Raw genomic sequence first — 17,151 nt, forward strand, 5'->3', positions numbered from 1 at the left:
ATGTGTATCAAGACCGTCAGGATAATACCTTGTCTGTGGCTATGAAGCTGCGCGACGAAGATGCCTACGTTGTTATTTGGACCACTACCGCATGGACTATTCCTAACAACTTAGCTATTGTTGTGGGTAAAGACATCGATTATGTGCTAGTAGAGCCTGTTGAGGGCGCTTTTGCTGGTAAGAAGATGTATTTTGCTAAGGATTTGGTGGCTAACTTCGCTAAGGAGCTGGGCGAGGGCTATAGGGTTCTTAAGGAACTGAAGGGTTCGGAGCTTGTGGGCCGCCGCTATTATCCTGCTTTTGATTACTTCTTGGATGGTTCCTTAACTGATCCTGAAGGTAAAGCTAACGAAGATGAAAATGCCTTTACTATTTATGCTGCTGATTATGTGGCAACAACAGAAGGTACCGGTTTAGTTCATCAGGCTGTGTATGGTGAGGACGATATTAATACATTGAACGCTCACCATGTGCGCACATACGATTACTTAGATGAGCACGCTCAGTTCTTGGATGTTATTCCTGATTATGCAGGTCTGCAGGTGTTCGAAGCGAACAAGCCAATTACCCGCGATCTGCGCGCAGGCTCCGGTCCGCTCGAGCGCGTACCAGAAGAACGCCGAGCCTTTATTGTGCAGGAGAAGTCGCACGTGCACAGCTATCCTCACTGCTGGCGCTGCGGTAATCCTCTTATCTACAAGCCTGTATCGTCATGGTTCGTTTCGGTAACCAAGATTAAAGAGCGTCTGCTCGAACTCAATCAGGATGTTAACTGGATCCCGGATAATGTGAAAGACGGTCAGTTCGGTAAGTGGCTCGAGAATGCGCGCGACTGGTCCATCTCTCGTAACCGTTACTGGGGTAGCCCTATTCCTGTGTGGGTTTCGGACGATCCGAAGTACCCACACGTGGACGTGTACGGCTCTCTCGAGGAACTCAAGCGCGACTTTGGTAAGTATCCAACTGATGACGAGGGCAATATTAACTTGCACCGTCCATGGATCGACGAACTGACGCGTCCAAACCCAGCAGATCCAACCGGTAAGTCGCACATGCGCCGTATCGAGGACGTGCTGGACTGCTGGTTCGAATCGGGTTCCATGCCATTCGCACAGTTCCACTATCCTTTCGAAAACAAGGATTACTTCGAAGAACACATGCCATCCGACTTCGTAGTGGAGTATATTGGTCAGACCCGTGGCTGGTTCTACGTAATGCTCATTATGAACGGCGCTTTGTTCGATAAGGCTCCGTTTAAGAACGTGATGTGCCACGGTATTGTGCTCGGCGACGACGGTCAGAAGATGTCGAAGCATTTGCGCAACTACCCAGACGTGAACGGCGTATTTAACAAGTATGGTTCGGACGCGATGCGCTGGTTCCTTATGAGCTCGCCAATTTTGCGCGGCGGAAACCTTATTGTTACTGCAGACGGCATTCGCGATACTGTTCGTCAAATTATGTTGCCTTTGTGGTCCACATATTATTTCTTTAGTTTGTATGCCAATGCTGCGAACGGTGGCGAAGGTTTCGATGCGCGACAGGTGCGCGCTGACGAAGTGCATGACTTGCCTCATATGGATCGTTATCTGTTGGCTCGTACCCGAACTCTCGTAGAGAGTACGCAAAAGCACTTGCAAGATTACGGCGTTGCCGATGCTTGCGCGGACGTGGCTGATTATATTGATATTTTGACCAATTGGTATGTGCGTAACACTCGTGACCGCTTCTGGAATGAAGATGAGAACGCTTTCAATACGTTGTATACCGCTTTGGAAGTTCTCGCTCGTGTGATGGCTCCACTTGCTCCAATGGAAGCAGAAACAGTATGGCGTGGCCTGACCGGTGGTGAATCCGTACATTTGGCTGACTGGCCATTCTTGACGGATGAAGAAAGCGAGAAGTCAACAGAATTGGGCGATGTGCTCAAGGCTGATGATGACCTCGTACGCACCATGGATAAGGTACGCGAAGTAGTATCCAGCACACTCAGCTTGCGTAAGGCTCAGAAGATTCGCGTTCGCCAGCCATTGGCACAGCTGACCGTTGTGGCAGACAATGTTGACGCAGTACGCGAATATGAAGAGCTGCTCGAATCTGAGCTGAACGTAAAGCAGATCCAGTACACCACCCTCGAAAATGCTGGTGACCACGGTTTGCGCGTAGTCAACGAATTGCGCGTGAACGCACGTGCTGCAGGACCTCGATTGGGTAAGAATGTTCAGTTTGCTATCCGCGCTTCTAAGTCGGGTGCATGGCATGTGAACGAAGAAGGTATGCCAGTTGTTGACGCTCAAGGTGTTGACGGCGGTATTGCTTTGGTAGAAGGTGAATACGAGCTGATTTCTCGCGTAGAAGCTGCAGAAGGCGGAGCTGACGAAGCAAGCTCTGTGTCCGCATCTTTGCCAACAGGCGGTTTCGTACTTCTCGACACCACCTTAACCGATGACTTGCTGGCAGAAGGTTACGCTCGCGATGCAATTCGCAGTGTTCAAGACGCACGAAAAGCTGCAGATCTTGATATTTCTGACCGCATTAGCTTGGTTCTTACCGCTCCAGCTGCAGACGCAGACAAGCTCAAGCAGTTCGAAGAGCTGATTTCCACTGAAACTCTCGCAACCAGCTTCAGTGTGAATGTTGCTGATGTGCAAGAGCTTGAGGTGAAAGTGGAGAAGGCTTAGGTATTAGCTTTATAGCAAGTTAGGCAAGCCTCGCGCTCGCTGTTCTCTCCTGTGTCTGACTGGGGAGGGCAGCGGCGCGGGTTTTGTTGTTGCGAATTTGGGTTGTCAATTTGGGAAACGCGGGAGATATGTTCTCCCGAGAGTGATATACTGAAAGAGCTAATTCACAGTAAGGGCGGACTCGTTAGCCACCTTGAATGCTAAGCAGGAAACTGCAGGGGAGGATTTGCCTCCCCGTTTTTCTATTTTTCTGATATGCCCCAATTAGAGTTATTCGCCATTTTGTGTGTCTGTGGGAGTGGCGTGTGTTGCTTCGTTTTTGTTAGATTGTTTGGTTTGGGTAGCGTGTGAGAGTGTGGAATTCGTTCTAGTCGATGCCTGTGCCATACGTTTGTGGTATGCCGTATATATCGTGTCTGACATCACTTTGGCATTGTCATGCGTGCTGGTATAACGTGTCGAGCTAGTCAGTGGTTATAGCGTGGTAAACAAGCCATTGGTCGTTCTGGGGATACTGGGTGCGTTGATGACAATACCAGCACACAGCGGTGATTCGTTTGAATAAACTCAACCCTCTATGATCATGTAACATTTGGCGTATACCCGCGTTAAATGAATCGATTCTATTATTTGTTGATGGAGCATAATCAAATTGAAGGAACGTGAATAATTGTTGTTCTTCGGTTCTACGGTCAAGTATTCTGCGTGCCTTAACCAGTCTTTCGTGATAATCGTGCCATGACCCGTCCTGGTACCTGCTTTTGACCTATAGCCCTGTTTTCCCGCTCGAGGTTCTACCGTTCTTCTTCATAAGCGTGTGCCATAAATCGCATAATGGTCGTTGCATACCCCTTTATACAACCCAGAGCATGAAAACACTGACAAGCCAACAAAATCAACACGTCCCAGCATATTACAGACACACATTATGGCTAGGTGTCATGGTCAATCATGCAACCATGAACACCCCTCAAACATACACAAAAACAAGACCTAAGACAACAAAACAGACGCACAAAATGGCGTATACCCCGTTGCATTTTTCTTTTTGTCACAGAAATTCAACGAGCACTTGTATAAGTGAGTCGGTGGGTTGAACTGCACCCTCTTCGTTAGAATAAAAGAATAGAGGGAGAGTTTCTCGACTGCAACGTTTAGGAACTCATGAGAAGAAGGTAGAGTTATGACTCATCAACAATTATCGATGCTAAAAGCATTGCGCATGATATGTGTCCGTCTAGCTACGGTGCTTTTCGTTTTCTCGTCTTCGGCTTATGCGCACCTCATGTTGCCTTTGCGGCTAATGAAGTGAATAAAGTTAAAGATGGAGCATACGAGAATAGCTATGATGCACAGATAGACACACAGAACCCGTTTCCACAGATTATTAGTGACGATGAAGTAGATGCTCATATTGAAGCAATCAAGGCATATGAAGGCAAAGATGCTTATAATTTTGAACGGTACCGATTAGACAAATTTTTGATTACGTATCTTGATAATTCTACTGAATTATTAGACCGTACTGAGTATCGCACTCGTTTGAATAATAGACAGTTCGACGTGACAACCATCCGTTCAGTCAATTACTATACGGTTTTTGTTCCTTATGTTGACGACAATCACGATATGGTGCATAAGAAATTTATTTTTGGTGGATGGACATATAACCGTCGTGCGGTTCGTGGCAATGATGGGGGAATGATCATCGATAAATTCGTTGGTTAAGAAGAAAACGGCAGCGGAGGAAGCGATGAATCTCTCAGCGTCGAGTGGAACGTTAATAAACTCAATAGCACCTATAAAAACCATCAAGATGGTACAGGTAATATTGTCGGCGAAAATCCCATATATCAGCGTGGGTATAAAACTGTTATGCCGCAATATATACATTTGAAACATACAATAGCTAACGGTAACTTACCGGGAAGAACGCTGTATGCGTCAAGTTCTATGGGCTTCCGCGGTACGAATATGTATATCGGATCTATGAACAACAGGGACAGCATTAAAGCCGGAACAAGTATTTTCCGCTCGTACTATAGCTCACACAGTTCAGAACATATTTCTTTTGTTGATGATTTTGAATATAGAAAAGCTCGTCATCTCCCTATAACAAAATCTTATTGACGAGCGCAGTAAAGATACTGCTCTTTTCTCTGATGCTGCGCACACTCCTATTGTGCAAGATGATGGTAAAGACTTTGAAGCATTAGCGAGTCCACCGAATCTACATGGCGTAGTAGAAATGGGAACTCCGAAAGATGATAGTTCTGGTTGGAGTGAGAGCGGAAATAGTGATTGACGTTTTAGTGTGCTCGCTCCCGAAGCTCATTTCCCAGGATATGCTAATTTTCGTGAGTCCTATCTGAAATCTCAGGGCTGGCCAACAGGTGTTACTCCTACAGAAATGGAAATAATTCCTAATACTGAAGGCACTCCAGACGATACGAATTATTTGCTTTTCTTCACAGTCAAGCCAACACTATCAGATATAACCAGTGAGAACGATATTCCTGGATACGTTTACGTAGGTGAAGATATAGATGCAGTTCCTGACTGTGGTTCTTACGCAACGCGAACAAACGGCTATATTATGCCGGCCATCAATGCTACTACGCTCGTACTGCTGATAATAAAGAAGTGCTCATTAAAGATAAACTTGTATCTGATAAAGATTGCATGATTCACCTAGCATCGCAACCGTTAGATTACGATCAGCTGTCTAAGCTAACTGCGGATAACGAAGCTATAAAAGAGAAAAAGTGGTGATTGACAGCAACTATTTTACCTTAACTGATAAGCGGACTGTCACTTCCGATGAAGATCAAGGTAATACCTATCTTTTCCCAGGTACATATGTTTTGAAAGAAACACAAGCGCCAAAGGGATACGTTGCTTCATATGATATTGAATTTGAAGTTCCTGTTAATAAGGATAAAAGTGATGATGCTCTTGTGATTCAGGCGGAGAATAAGAAGAAGCCTGAACCGACTCCCGAACCGACACCTCACCCGGTGCCAACAGACAATCCACAACCGAAGACTGAAAAATCGAAGCCAAAGATTTTGGCACACACTGGAAGCGGTTCGGCTGTGCAGCTGGCTCTTGTTGCTGTTCTAGCTAGCATCGCAACTGCTTGTGTTTCTCTTCGAATGGCTCGCCGATTGACTTACTAAGTACATCGTACGTATTTGCCAGATGTGTACTCAGTCGAGAAAAGCTCCTTCTTCTCTTCCTTTGCATAGGTGAAGAGAAGAAGGAGCTTTTTGTGCGCAAGTGTCAGCTACATGTATGTGGTGAGGGTCACAATGTGGACTATTCATAACACGCAGGTCACGGTTGTGCCATAGTAACACTGCCAATGGCTAAAACATACACATTTATGTTCACGGAAAGAACAAGGAGATGGGATCCATGAGTGAACTCACATATGCGGTAATCGGTGCTGGTGCAATGGGGTATCGTTATGGCATTTTGCTTCAAGAAGCAGGTAAGAAGGTAGATTTTATTGATGCTTGGGAACCAAATATTGAAGCAGTGAAGGAACAAGGCGGCGTATGGGTGAGCCGTGATCATGAGGGTCGTCACTTGGTGCCAGTGAACCTGTATCGTCCAGAAGAATATACAGGAAATCCGGACGTATGGATTATCTTCCTCAAGCAGATGCAACTTGAAGATATGCTCAAGCGCTGTGCTCATTTATTCAAAGATCATCAGGTTGCTTTCTCAGCAATGAACGGATGGGGTCATTTCGAGAAGATTAATCAATACTTCTCAACAGATCGTATCTACGGTGGAACCGCAATTATTGCAACTGTTTTGAACGGTCCTGGCGATGTTGATTTCATTGGTAAGAAGGGTACAGGTTCTATGCACATGTGTGCAATGAATGAGCACATTACCGATATTGAACGTGCAATTGCTGATGACTTTACTGCAGCACACATGAATCCAGAAATTACCACAGACTTTAAGGGCACATGCATGGCCAAGATTGTGTTCAATTCTGTGGTGAATACCTTATGTACCATGTATCAGATTACTATGGGACAATTTGCTGATTACGAAGGCTCCCATGAGATGACTCAGCAGCTTGTTTCCGAAGCATATGCTGTATGTGAAGCCGCTGGTATTCCTATGATTAACAGCGTAGATGAAGAAGTTGAATCTATCGAATACGCAAGCCGTGTGGGTAATCCACTGCATTACCCATCTATGTATCAAGACATGATTCACGGACGACCAACAGAAGTAGATTATATCAACGGATATATTGCTCAACTCGGACGTGAACATAATGTTGACTGCCGCACCCACGCTTTCTTGACTCATGGCGTGCATTTAGCAGAACGAGCATTCCAGATTCATCACGCGCAAGAAAAGTAAAAAACTATCTTTCCTATATATGGGGCTGAGTGCAGCATACTACCGCACTTAGTCCTTTTCTTTTTCTGTGTTAATGCGACGAGCGCTCACAGTAATCTCACCTCAAATGTGCAGATAATTATCAGAGTCTTCCGACACGCAATATAAGTGAAGCGCAATTGCCTATAATATAACGGTGCCCACAAGGGTAGTGTACAGGAATAAAACCTACGGAGGTCTGCGTGCCAGCACAGGAAACTGTTGTGGTGCATTATCATACCGCGAATGCTCGCTATGAAGATAGAAGCGTATGGATGTGGAAAGATAATGAAGAAGGTTGTCAATACCTTTTAACAGAACGAGATGCTTTCGGAAAGTTCTGTGTACTTCCTGTACGTTTAAATACCACCGATAATATGCACGGATATATTAATATCCTTATGCGTAACACTGATTTCTCTTATAAATCTCGAGAATATCGCATTACTTTACGCAATGATGAACAGCCTACACACGTATGGCTTGTTGAAGGTGACGATACGCTCTACTACTCTTACCAAGCTGCGCTTACAAGCAGGGCATGTGCACTGTATGATGTGCATGCTTTTGATATGGCTTTACATCCAGAAGAATTTGACCGTCAATGGGCCTTCGATGGCTGGTTGGGCTACACATATTCACCATCCAGCACACAGTTTCGCGTATGGGCACCAACTGCTAAGCAGGTCGATCTGCTGATTTTGAGCACTCCCACAGACCAGTCAACCCATACAATAATCCCCATGACACGAGGGGATATAAGCGATACTCTTAACCAGAAGCGCAATACTCATGGAGTATGGTTTGCTACGCTGGACGTTGATTGCGACAGTATATCGTATGTATATCGTGTGCATCATGCAGATGGTCGCATAGTTGAATCTCCTGATCCGTATGCGCGCGCAGCTACCAGTGATGGATTACAATCGGTGATTTTAAGTCCACGCTCCAGGCGTGCAGAAGGTTTTAGCGTCAAACACGGCGATGACGCGGTATGGCGTGTAGAAAATCCTACCTCAGCTGTTATCTGTGAGATGCATATTCGCGATTTTACTATTTCGCGCACATCCGGCGTTCCGCGTGCTCTGCGTGGAACCTATATAGGAGCGTGCGAAAGTGGCACAAGCAATACGTATGGGGCGAGCACAGGTATAGATTATCTTGATCATCAAGGCATAAGTTATGTGCAAATACAGCCAGTTGCTCAATACTATAAGCATTATTTACCGGACGGTCGTAGACGCTACAACTGGGGTTATGATCCGTGCAACTATAATGTGCCAGAAGCCTCGTATTCTACGAAGCCGAATAATCCTGCTGCAGCAATTATTGAATTGAAAACAATGATTCAGGAGTATCATAATCGCGGTATAGGCGTTATTTTTGATGTTGTTTATAATCATACTTTTTCGAGCGCAACGCATCCGTTCCAGTTAACTGTTCCGGATTATTTTTACCGTATGAACGCAGACGGTTCTTGTGCAGACGGCTCGGGCTGCGGTAATGAAACGGCTAGCGAAAAGGAAATGTGCCGAAAGTACATGATTGATTCCGTCATGTATTGGGCTGAAGAGTTTAACGTTGACGGATTCCGTTTTGATCTCATGGGATTACATGATATTGAAACAATGAATCAGATTCGAGAACAACTCGATAGCCTCGACCCACACATTCTTATGTATGGAGAAGGCTGGGATATGGGAGTAAATCTCCCTGCAGACCGTAAAGCGAAGAAAGATAATGCAGCGCTTATGCCACGTATTGCTTTCTTTAACGATACAGTTCGAGATGGTGTGAAAGGCGCGGAAGTCTACGGCTATGCAAAAGGTGGTTTCGTCTCTCATGAAGGTACGGAAGGCATCGTAGCCAAAGGAATTCTAGGAAGTAGTGAGCTAGTCAATTATGATACGCCTCGTCAAGTTCTCAACTATATTGAAGCGCATGATAACTATAATCTCAATGATTTACTTACACGTTTACATCCTGACGATGATGAGCTGTGTCATATTCAGCGCGTAGAAGTTGCTAATGCGTTGAACTTCGTTATGCAAGGTATGACCTTTATGCAAATTGGTCAAGAATTCTTACGCACAAAACTGTATCCAACGGGAGATAATGGCGAGCTGACTTTAGGCGACCGATTGAATGCCATGAATAGTTATAACGCTCCTGATGAAGTCAACCGGGTGAATTGGGATCAAGTGACTCAATATCGCGATACTGTCGATTTCGTGCGGCAATTGATAACATTCAAAACCTCTTCAGACCTCTTTTCTTACGAAACATATAGTGATGTGCGCAGACACGTGTATGTATGGTCAGCTATCGATAGCTCTGGCATTATTGGCTTTGATATAACAGGAGACGATAAAAAGTATCGTATTGTTGCTACTACAGTTGATGTTCCTGTACATAATATGCTTAAAGATTTAGATGGTGCTCAACTGATTTTATCGAATAATCCTATTCGTATCGAAAAAGAAAAAATCCTTGAGGCATATACTTTTGCTATCTTTGAACAAGTACTCTCAGATGCTTCATAAAAGAGTCTGAGCTTTCAACCATAAGAGTGAGAAGGCGCTAAAAATCAAGGAAAAGAAGTTAGCTATCTTACAATATGATTGATAAATGAACAGTTTGGTCTTTCCTTACCCAAAAACCTTTCAAAACGAGTACACTGGACTTAAGGAGAGGTTAAAGGGGAATGCTTATGGAAACGCATGAGGCTTTACGGACTTTTGGCACGGGAGAAAATTTCCATGCTCAACATTATTTCGGTTTTCACCGAGAGACGAGAGAGGGAGAGGAAGGCTACGTCTTCAGAGTGTGGGCTCCGAACGCGCAACATCTAGCTCTTATTGGAGAATTCACAAACTGGCAAGACAATCCAATAGGTATGTCCTGCAATGAAGCGGGAGTGTGGGAAGTTTTCACCGCTGCGCCACAAATTGGCGAGCGCTATAAATTCCTCGTTACTCGTGCAGACGGATCTGTTGTGGAAAAAATTGATCCTTTTGCTTTTTATCTAGAACCACGTCCTGGCACTGCCGCCATTATTACTGATTTTCCAGAGAAAAAATGGAAAGACGGCTTATGGCTGGGGCGCCGTAAGCGTTTTGGTTTCCGTAATCGCCCAGTCAATATTTACGAAGTGCATGCCTCCTCGTGGAAAGAGCACGAAGACGGCACTCCATACCAGTTTGCTGAGCTAAAAGATGAGCTTATCCCTTACTTGGTGAAGATGAACTACACCCATGTGGAGTTCATGCCGCTGATGGCTCACCCTTTGGGCATGAGCTGGGGCTACCAGCTTATGGGCTATTTTGCGTTTGAGCACACATATGGAACTCCTCGAGATTTCCAAGACTTCGTAGAAGAATGCCATAAGAATAATATTGGTGTTATTGTAGACTGGGTTCCTGGGCATTTTACAGTCAACGATGATGCTTTGGCTTTCTATGATGGAACGCCTACCTTTGAATATCAAGATCCAGATCGTGCGCATAACCGAGGTTGGGGAGCACTGAACTTTGATTTAGGAAAGAACCAAGTGCAGTCTTTCCTTATTTCCTCAGTAAAGTTCTGGATTGATTACTATCATTTGGACGGTATTCGTGTTGATGCGGTCAGCAATATGATTTACCGCAATTACGATATTGGTCCTTGGACGCCTAATAAGGATGGCGGTACTCGTGACTATGAGGGCTTCGGCTTCTTACAGAAGATGAACGCTGTTATTAAAGGCTATTATCCTGATGTCATGATGATTGCTGAAGAAAGTTCCAGCGATACAAAGGTAACCGCTCCTATTGAATGGGATGCCTTGGGCTTTGATTACAAGTGGAATATGGGTTGGATGAACGATATTTTGAAGTTCTATGAAGAAGACCCAGTGTATCGTAAATATGATTTTAACTTGGTCACTTTCAGCTTCATGTATGCCTTTGCGGAGAACTTTATTCTTCCGTTCTCACATGACGAGGTAGTGCACGGTAAGAAGAGCCTCATGCATAAAATGTGGGGAGACCGCTACAACCAGTTTGCTGGACTGCGTAATCTGTATACCTACCAGATATGCCATCCGGGTAAGAAGCTGCTGTTCATGGGTAGCGAGTATGGGCAGTTCTTGGAGTGGAAGTATGATGAGCAACTCGAGTGGTCTAATTTAAACGATGAGATGAACTCGAAAATGCAAAACTTCACTGCTCAACTCAATCAGTTCTACAAAGATAATTCACCTTTGTGGAAGATTGATAATAGCTATGATGGTCTCGAAATTATTGATGCAGATAATACTAACGAAAGTGTGTTGTCTTTTATTCGCAAAAACGATAAGGGCGAGTTCCTCATCTGTGTATTCAATATGGCTCCAGTTGAACGCCGAGGTTTTACTATTGGCGTTCCTGTTGCTGGTGAATATGAAGAAGTGTGGAACACGGAAATGCGTGAATTCGGTGGTGTCTGGAAGCAAAACAATCCACATACTCATACGCAACCAGGATTATGGAAAGACTATCAGCAAAGTCTCACCTTCACTGCTCCAGCTTTAGGTGCCAGCATTTGGAAGCTCAAGCGCAAGGACGCCGTGCACACAAAGCGGTCGACATCAAAGAAGAAGTCAACCACAAAGGTGAGCGCGAAAAAGTAAAAACTGTGCTATAGATTGAAAGGAAAGAAGGAGGTCGTTCAATGAAGAATGAAATGTTAGCTCTTATCTTAGCGGGAGGTCAGGGGTCTCGTTTGGGTAAGCTTACGCAGAATATTGCTAAGCCTGCTGTGCAGTTTGGAGGACGATACCGTATTATCGATTTCGCCTTGTCGAACTGCGCGAATTCAGGTGTTCGCAATGTGGGTGTTATTACGCAGTACCAGCCTTTGGCGTTGAATGCGCACATCGGTAACGGTTCCAGTTGGGGTCTTAACGGTGTAAATTCCGGCGTATCCATTCTGCAACCATATTCGGCTACAGAGGGTAATCGCTGGTTCCAAGGCACCAGCCATGCGGTGTATCAGAACATTAACTATATCGATAGTATCGATCCAGAATATGTGCTTATCCTGTCGGGTGACCATATTTACAAGATGGATTATGACGATATGCTTCGCCAGCACAAAGAAAATGACGCATCCCTTTCGGTTGCTGTTATTAATGTGCCTTACGAAGAGGCTAGTCGTTTCGGTATTATGAACACCGATTCGCATGGTCGCATTGTCGAATTCGAAGAAAAGCCGGCACAGCCAAAGTCAACCAAGGCTTCTATGGGGATTTACATCTTCACATGGTCTCGTTTGCGTGAACTGTTAGTGAATGCCGATAAGAATAATGTGGATATGCTCGACTTCGGTCACAATGTTATTCCTGCCTATCTTAAGGCCGATGAGCGCGTCTACACCTATGAATTCGAAGGCTACTGGAAAGACGTGGGTACTATCGACTCCCTGTGGGAGGCGAATATGGAGTATATTGGCGAAAACAATGTGCTTAACTCGCGTGACCGTTCCTGGAAGATTTACTCCAAGAACCTTATTTCGCCACCTCACTTTATCGATGGCGCTGCCGATGTTAAAGACTCGCTGGTGGTCGATGGTTGCTTTGTGAGCGGAGATGTGAAGCATTCGATTTTGTCGACGGATGTGCAGGTAAAAACCGGTGCTGTTATCGAAGATTCCTTTATTATGAGCGGCGCTATTGTGGGTCAAGGCGCTCATATTAAGCGCGCCATTATTGGTGAAGGAGCCGTTATTGGCGATGGAGTCGTTATCGATGGTACCGACGATATTCAGGTCGTAGGATACAACGAAGTAGTAGGAGTTGCTGATGAAGCTTGATAAGTACACCGCTATCTTGGGTAATACCATTGGCTACCCAGATATGGAAGGTTTAACAGCTCAGCGTCCAATGGCCAGCCTCCCGTTCGACGGTAAGTACCGTTTAATCGACTTCCAGCTGTCGAGCTTGGCAAACGCTGGTATTCGTAGTGTCTACGGCATTTTCCAGCGCGATAATATTAGCTCGATTTTCGACCACGTACGCAGCGGTCGTGAATGGGGTCTCGATACCTTGCTGAGTCACTGGTATCTGGGCTTCTACAACACGAAGTATAGCGAAAACACAACTGATCGCGCCTACTATGAGCAATTACTGCGCTTCCTCAAGCGTTCCGGTAGCGATCGCACGGTTTATATGGGCTGCGATATTTTGTGCAATATCGATTTGGAACAGGTTATTCACCTTTCTGAAGCACACGATAGCAAGCTGACCGTCGTCTACAAACGTGTTCCACGTTCCATGGTTACTGCGGGTAATGCTCTTCTCGATGTTACCGACGAAGACCGCGTGCTCTCCGTCAGCTCGGGCAGTGTGCCAGAAGGGGATGAGCTTTTGAATATGTCGGCCGATATTTTCGTAGCCGACACGCAATGGCTTATCGAACACATGGAACAGGAAATTCAAGAAGAGCATCCTCGCAAGTTGCGTTTCTTGCTGCGTAGCCTGCTGGTCGACAACGATGCGTCCGCTTTTAGCTACACGGGTTATCTGTCGAATATCTTCTCGGTAAAATCCTATTTCGACGCGAATATGGATATGCTTGAGTCCGAAAACTTCTACTCCCTGCTGTACTCCAATCAGAAGGTGTACACGAAGGTAAAGAATGAGGAGTCTACGTATTTCTCCCCAGACTGTGATGTAGAAAACTCTCAGTTTGCCTCCGGTAGCATCGTGAAGGGTCGCGTAAACCGTTCGATTATTTCGCGAAACTGCTATCTCGATAGCGCGAGTGACGTGTGCCATACCATTGCTTTCTCGAAGGTAACAGTGGAGCAGGGTGCTCACGTTGACTACGCAATTCTCGATAAGAACGTTGTTGTTGCTCCAGGCGTTACTATTCAAGGCACACCAGACAAGCCTGTGGTTGTGGTCAAGGGTACGCATGTTCAGGAGGATATTATCCGATGAAGGTACTATTTGTAGCCGCTGAAGGCTCACCTTTTGCCAAAGTGGGTGGTTTGGGCGATGTTATAGGAGCACTTCCTAAATCCTTAGCAGCGCGCGGACATGAGGTAGCGGTTGTTATGCCGTACTACGACGCCGTTGCACGCAATTTTGCCGACCAGGTAGAAGACGTTATGTACTTCTTTACGAACGTGGGTTGGCGTCACGAGTATGTGGGAGTCAAGCGCTTGGAACTGTCGGGCGTTACCTTCTACTTTATTGATAACGAGCGTTACTTCTTCCGCGGTCATGTTTATGGCGATATGGATGATGGTGAGCGTTTTGCTTTCTTCCAGTTAGCAGCTGTAGAGCTGATGGAAAAGGTTGATTTTATTCCAGATATTCTGCACGTGAACGATTACCATACAGCGATGATTCCTTTCCTCGTGAAGGAAAAATATCGTTGGATTGAAGCCTATAAGAATATTCGCACCGTGCTTACTATTCATAACTTGCAGTTCCAAGGCGTTTTTGACCCTTCTACTCTCAGCGATTTCTTTGGCGTGGGTATGGAACGTTACGAAGATGGCACAGTACGTTGGGACAACGCTCTGAATTGGCTGAAAACAGGTATTCTTTACGCTGATCGTGTAACAACGGTATCCCCAAGTTATGCACAAGAAATCATGACAAGTGATTTCGGTCAAGGTTTGGATCAAGTGCTCCGTATGGAATCTGGAAAGCTTTCCGGTATTACGAACGGTATTGATACGGACATCTTTAATCCTCAAACCGATAAGCGTATCCCGCATCATTTCTCTGCCGATGATATGGCGGGCAAAGCGCTTAACAAAGCGGTTTTGCAAGAAGGAGTCGGCTTGCCGGTTCGTCATGATGTGCCGTTGTTCGGTATCGTGTCGCGCTTAACAGATCAAAAAGGTTTCGGTCTGGTGGTTAGCGAACTCAACGCGCTCGTGCAGCACGATATTCAAATCGTGGTGCTCGGTACAGGATATCCGGAGTACGAGCATTCCTTCTCCTGGTTTGCCGACGTGTATCCAGATAAAATCAGTGTGCGCATAACTTTCGATATCGACCTGGCTCAGCTCATCTATGCAGGTAGCGACGGTTTCCTTATGCCAAGCGCGTTCGAGCCATGCGGATTATCGCAAATGATGGCCATGCGTTACGGTACTATTCCTGTGGTTCACGAGGTGGGCGGTCTCAAAGATACTGTGCAGCCATACAATCAGTTCGACAATACGGGTACTGGTTTTGGTTTTAGTGATTTTAATGGCTACTGGTTTACGCAAACCGTGCTCAAAGCGGTGAACCTGTATAAGGATGAGCCAGAGAAGTTCGCTCAACTTCAACAACGTGCTATGTCTACAGATTTCTCGTGGGAGAATGCGTGCTCTCAGTACGAGAATCTCTACGATGCGATTCGTGTAGACTAAACGCAGCGACGTCGTCATACTCTGTGTGAAAGGGTGTATTCATGGAATTGACTACAGAACAATTTGTTCACGATTTTGAGGCCACGCTCAAAGAGCAGAAGCAGATTACTATTGCCGATGCTATACCAGAAGAGCTGTTCTTGGCTTTAGCGAAAACAACGCGTCAGTACTACACGCCGTTATGGCTCGACCGTAAGCATGCTTTGCAGAAGAGAGAAGACAAGATTGCTTTCTACTTCTCCGTTGAGTTCCTTCCTGGTCGTATGCTCGAGACGAACCTGCTCAACTTGGGTATTCTCGATACGGTTAAAGATGCCTTCACTCAACTGGGCGTGGACTTTGATGCTGTAAAAGAATCCGAACACGATATGGCTTTGGGTAACGGTGGTTTAGGTCGTTTGGCTGCAGCCTTTATGGATTCCTTGGCCACAACCGGTTATCCAGGTTTCGGCAATGGTTTGCGCTACCGTTATGGCTTGTTTAAGCAGCGTATCGTTAACGGCTATCAGGTGGAGCTTCCAGACTCCTGGTTCGGCTCTATTGGCAATGTGTGGGAGACGCGCAAAGACCACGATATTGTCTACGTGAGCTTCTTCGGTAACGTGTATATGACCGATGCGGGAGATGGCAAGCTTAAGCCTGTGTACAATAACGCGCAAGTTTTGCGTGCCGTGCCATACGATGTGCCTCAAATCGGCTTCGGCAACGGGGTAGTGAATAATTTGCGTTTGTGGGATGTAGAAATTCCGGAAGAATACGAACTGAACTATCCAACAATCGAAGATCGTCATCGTGTAGAAGATATTACGGCCGTGCTTTACCCAGACGATTCCACCGATGAGGGTAAGAAGTTGCGCCTTATGCAGGAGTATTTTATGACTTCTGCAGGTTTGCAAACCATTGTTAAGTCCTACCTGAAGATGGGCTTGCCTTTGGAGCGTATTTACGAGAAAGTTTCGGTACATATTAACGATACACATCCTGCTGTGGCTCCAGCGGAGTTTATGCGCATTCTCGTCGACGACTACGGTTTGGAATGGGATGTTGCGTGGGAAGCAACATGCAAGACCATGAGCTATACGAATCATACGATTCTGTCTGAAGCATTGGAGAAGTGGCATACGGGCTTGTTCTCCTATGTTTTGCCTCGCGTCTACCAGATTATTGTGGAAATCGATAATCGTTATATCTCCCGGATGAGCGCTCAAGGTGTTGACTACGAAACTATCGAAAATACGCGCATCGTACGCAATAACCAAATCCATATGGCGCATTTGGCTATTATCGGCGGTCACAGTGTAAACGGTGTGGCAAAGCTGCATACCGAGTTGCTTAAGGAAGATACTCTGCGCGACTTCTACAAGATTTCGCCAGAAAAGTTTAACAATAAAACTAACGGTATTGTGCAGCGTAGATGGACGCAAATCGCTGCCCCTCATCTGTCTCAAACCATTGATAAATGGATTGGTGACGGATGGCGTAGCGATATTCATGAGTTGCGCAAGCTGAACGATTTTGTCGATAATCCAGATGCGCAGGCAGATTTCTGGCAGGTGAAGCAGGAATCTAAACAGCGTTTGGCTGATTATATCGAGAAGACTACGGGTGTTCATGTGAACTCTCAGGCTATTTTTGATGTGCAAGTCAAGCGTTTACATGCGTATAAGCGACA

Annotated in this window: 11 protein-coding genes; all 11 read left to right on the plus strand. The window is 45.6% G+C overall.

Annotated features, from left to right (window positions below):
- Nucleotides 1-2,681, plus strand: a 2,681-nt coding sequence (locus HMPREF2909_RS01205) for an isoleucine--tRNA ligase (RefSeq protein ID WP_071414915.1), incomplete at its 5' end; no start/stop codon positions are given.
- Nucleotides 2,682-3,908: 1,227 nt separating this feature from the next.
- Complete coding sequence (locus tag HMPREF2909_RS01210) at nt 3,909-4,409, plus strand: hypothetical protein (protein ID WP_071414916.1); 501 nt, start codon at nt 3,909-3,911, stop codon at nt 4,407-4,409.
- Between the two features lie 586 nt (nt 4,410-4,995).
- Nucleotides 4,996-5,367, plus strand: coding sequence for a hypothetical protein (locus HMPREF2909_RS01215; RefSeq protein WP_071414917.1), 372 nt, complete (start codon nt 4,996-4,998; stop codon nt 5,365-5,367).
- 79 nt (nt 5,368-5,446) lie between these two features.
- Nucleotides 5,447-5,860, plus strand: coding sequence for a prealbumin-like fold domain-containing protein (locus HMPREF2909_RS01220; protein WP_071414918.1), 414 nt, complete (start codon nt 5,447-5,449; stop codon nt 5,858-5,860).
- 238 nt (nt 5,861-6,098) lie between these two features.
- The gene (locus HMPREF2909_RS01225) at nt 6,099-7,070 is read left to right on the plus strand and encodes a ketopantoate reductase family protein (RefSeq protein ID WP_049215686.1); all 972 of its coding nucleotides are present in this window, start codon (nt 6,099-6,101) and stop codon (nt 7,068-7,070) included.
- A 221-nt stretch (nt 7,071-7,291) separates the two neighbouring features.
- Entirely contained in the window at nt 7,292-9,631 is a 2,340-nt protein-coding gene (gene pulA, locus HMPREF2909_RS01230; protein ID WP_071414919.1) for a type I pullulanase, read from the plus strand.
- Nucleotides 9,632-9,798: 167 nt separating this feature from the next.
- Nucleotides 9,799-11,736: a 1,4-alpha-glucan branching protein GlgB gene (gene glgB / locus HMPREF2909_RS01235; protein ID WP_071414944.1), complete on the plus strand. Its 1,938-nt coding sequence runs from the start codon at nt 9,799-9,801 to the stop codon at nt 11,734-11,736.
- 41 nt (nt 11,737-11,777) lie between these two features.
- Nucleotides 11,778-12,917, plus strand: a complete 1,140-nt coding sequence (locus tag HMPREF2909_RS01240; RefSeq protein ID WP_071414920.1) for a glucose-1-phosphate adenylyltransferase — start codon at nt 11,778-11,780, stop codon at nt 12,915-12,917.
- On the plus strand, nt 12,907-14,046 hold the full coding sequence (glgD, locus tag HMPREF2909_RS01245; protein WP_071414921.1) for a glucose-1-phosphate adenylyltransferase subunit GlgD: 1,140 nt from the start codon (nt 12,907-12,909) through the stop codon (nt 14,044-14,046). The genes HMPREF2909_RS01240 and glgD overlap by 11 nt, the downstream gene beginning before the upstream one ends.
- Nucleotides 14,043-15,479 carry a glycogen synthase GlgA gene (glgA, locus tag HMPREF2909_RS01250; RefSeq protein WP_071414922.1) on the plus strand — a complete coding sequence of 479 codons (1,437 nt, stop codon included), beginning with the start codon at nt 14,043-14,045 and terminating at the stop codon, nt 15,477-15,479. The genes glgD and glgA overlap by 4 nt, the downstream gene beginning before the upstream one ends.
- A gap of 41 nt (nt 15,480-15,520) precedes the next feature.
- Nucleotides 15,521-17,151: glycogen/starch/alpha-glucan family phosphorylase (gene glgP, locus HMPREF2909_RS01255; RefSeq protein ID WP_071414923.1), on the plus strand; the 1,631-nt coding region annotated here is incomplete at its 3' end.

Origin of the sequence: Alloscardovia sp. HMSC034E08 (assembly GCF_001813415.1) — a bacterium.
Taxonomy (GTDB): domain Bacteria; phylum Actinomycetota; class Actinomycetes; order Actinomycetales; family Bifidobacteriaceae; genus Alloscardovia; species Alloscardovia omnicolens.